The sequence below is a fragment of the Pseudomonas sp. ARP3 genome, from assembly GCF_001029595.1.
Lineage (GTDB): Bacteria > Pseudomonadota > Gammaproteobacteria > Pseudomonadales > Pseudomonadaceae > Aquipseudomonas > Aquipseudomonas rhodesiae.
Window position 1 is genome coordinate 9,234 of record NZ_LEKF01000047.1, and the last position, 2,533, is coordinate 11,766.

The following is a 2,533-nucleotide window of genomic DNA, read 5'->3' on the forward strand; positions in this document are numbered from 1 at the left end:
CGCGGTGATCGCCAGGGGCGGCAATCACCAGCCGCGAGCCGGTCATCAGCGGCCAGAAAAACTCCCACACCGACACGTCGAAACTGAACGGGGTCTTTTGCAATACGCTGTCGGCCGCGCTTAACCCGTAGGCTTCCTGCATCCATTGCAGGCGGTTGAGCAAGGCCGAATGGCGGTTGCCCGCGCCCTTGGGTTGGCCAGTGGAGCCCGAGGTATAGATCACGTACGCGAGGTTTTCGCCGTCCAACGCGACAGCCGGGTTTTGCTCGCTGTAGGTCTCAAAACTCGACTCGCCCAGCACCAGGGTTTCCAAGCCATGCGGAATCGGCAACTGGCCGAGCAAAGGCGCTTGGGTCAGCAGCAGTTGCACGCCGCTGTCGTCGAGCATGTAGGCCAGGCGTTCGCGTGGGTAGTCGGGGTCCAGCGGCACATAGGCGCCGCCGGCCTTGAGCACCGCAAGCAGGCCGATAACCATGTCGAAGGAGCGCTCCACCGCCAGCCCCACACGCACATCCGGACCGACACCGGCCTCGATCAAGCGATGGGCCAGGCGGTTGGCGCGGCGGTTGAGCTCGGCGTAGTCGATACGTTGCTCGGCAAACACCAGGGCCGTGGCCTGCGGCTGGCGTTTGGCCTGGGCTTCGATCAGGTGATGCACCCACTGGTTTTGCGGGTAGTCGCGGGCGGTGGCGTTCCACTGCTTAAGTATTTGTTGGCGCTCGGTCATGTCCAGCATGGCCAGGTCCTGCAAGGGCCGCGTCGTGTCGGACACCGCCCCACGCAGCAGGCCCAGCCAGTGCCGGAGCATGCGCGCGGCGGTGCTGGCATCGAACAAGTCCGTGGCGTAAGTCAGCGACGCCCAGAGGCCGTCCTCGGTCTCCTGGGTGTCCAGGCTCAAGTCGAATTGCGCGGTGCGGGTCTCATGTTCCAGGCTGACCACCCGCAGGCCCGGCAGTTGTTGTATGGCCGTCCGCACCTGCGCCTGATGGTTGAACATCACTTGGAACAACGGGTTATGGCTAAGACTGCGCTCAGGCTGCAAGGCCTCCACCAGCTGCTCGAAGGGTAAATCCTGATGGGCCTGGGCTTCCAGCGCACGACGTTTGGTGTGCTGGAGCAGTTCGGCGAAGCTCATGGCAGCATCAAGGTCGGCCTTGAGCACTTGGGTGTTGACGAAGAAACCGATCAGCGCCTCGGTTTCGACACGGTTGCGGTTGGCAATCGGCACGCCGACACGGATATCGCGCTGCCCGCTGTAGCGGTACAAAAACAGCTGGAACGATGCCAGCAACAGCATGAACAGGGTCACGCCTTCGCGTTGGGCCAGGGCCTTCAAACCGGTCACCAGCCCAGGGTCAAGCTGGATGTCCTGACGGGCACCGAGAAAGCGCTGTTGCGCCGGGCGCGGACGATCGAGGGGCAGCGCCAGCACCGGCTGTGTACCGCCCAGCAGTTGACGCCAATAGTCCAATTGGCGCGTTTTCTCGCCCGCCTCCATCCAGCGGCGTTGCCACAACGCATAGTCGCCGTACTGGATCGGCAGCGGCGTCAAGGTGCAGTCCTGACCCTGGCTGTACGCGGCGTACAGCTGCATCAGTTCCTGCACCATCACGCCCATAGACCAACCATCGGACACAATATGGTGCTGCACCAGCACCAGCACATGCTCCTGTGCATTGAGTTCCAACAGGGTTACCCGCAACAGCGGGCCTTGGCGCAAATCGAACGGACGGGCGATCTCGGCCTCGACCCGGGCCTTGAGCTGCGCCTCGTCGGTACGGTCTTCAAGGATCTGGATGTCGGTATGGGGTAACACTTGTTGGGTGCGCGATTCGTCGTCCAGGTGCAGGCGGGTGCGCAGGCTTTCATGTCGTGCTGCCAGGCTGGCAAAGCTGCGCCGCAGGGCGGCCTTGTCCAGCATCCCGCACAGACGCAGGGCACCGGGCACGTGATAGGCCGCACTGTCCGGGTCCAACTGCCACAGAAACCACTGGCGCTCCTGGGCGTAGGACAGCGGCAGGTGTTGGTCGGCCTCGCGAACCGAGGCAATGGGCAATTGCGCGAAACTCATGCCTCGGCTTTGCAGGCGCTGGTAAAACTGCTGGCGCTGTTCCAGAGGCAGGCGAAGAAAGCGCGAAACCAGATCGATATTAGGGTTGGTAAGCATGCTTCAAATCGCCTCTAGTTCGCTCAAAAAGTCACGAAGATCATCAAAGTCTTCCGCGCTGCCGGCACGGAAGGTGGCTGCGGCCTGCACATAGGCGCGCAGGGTTTCGGTCTGGAACACTTCCACCAGCGGCACGTCCAGGCCCAGTTCGGCCTGGACCCGCGAGGTGATCTGGATCGCCAGCAGCGAATGCCCACCCACCTCGAAGAAGTTGTCGTTCAGGCCCACCTGGGGCAGGTGCAACACCTCGGCCCAGATCGCGGCGATCTGTTGTTCCAGTTCGGTTTCAGGAGCCACGTAGGTCTGCTGCATCAGGCTCGCGTCCGGCGCCGGCAGGCCCTTGCGGTCGAGCTTGCCGTTGGGGGT

At 63.1% G+C, this 2,533-nt stretch carries 2 protein-coding genes; both read right to left on the bottom strand.

Annotated features, from left to right (window positions below):
* Positions 1 to 2,167, bottom strand: a 2,167-nt coding sequence (locus ABX75_RS27720; protein WP_047883107.1) for a condensation domain-containing protein, incomplete at its 3' end; no start/stop codon positions are given.
* A gap of 3 nt (positions 2,168 to 2,170) precedes the next feature.
* Positions 2,171 to 2,533: phosphopantetheine-binding protein (locus ABX75_RS27725; protein ID WP_047883108.1), on the bottom strand; the 363-nt coding region annotated here is incomplete at its 5' end.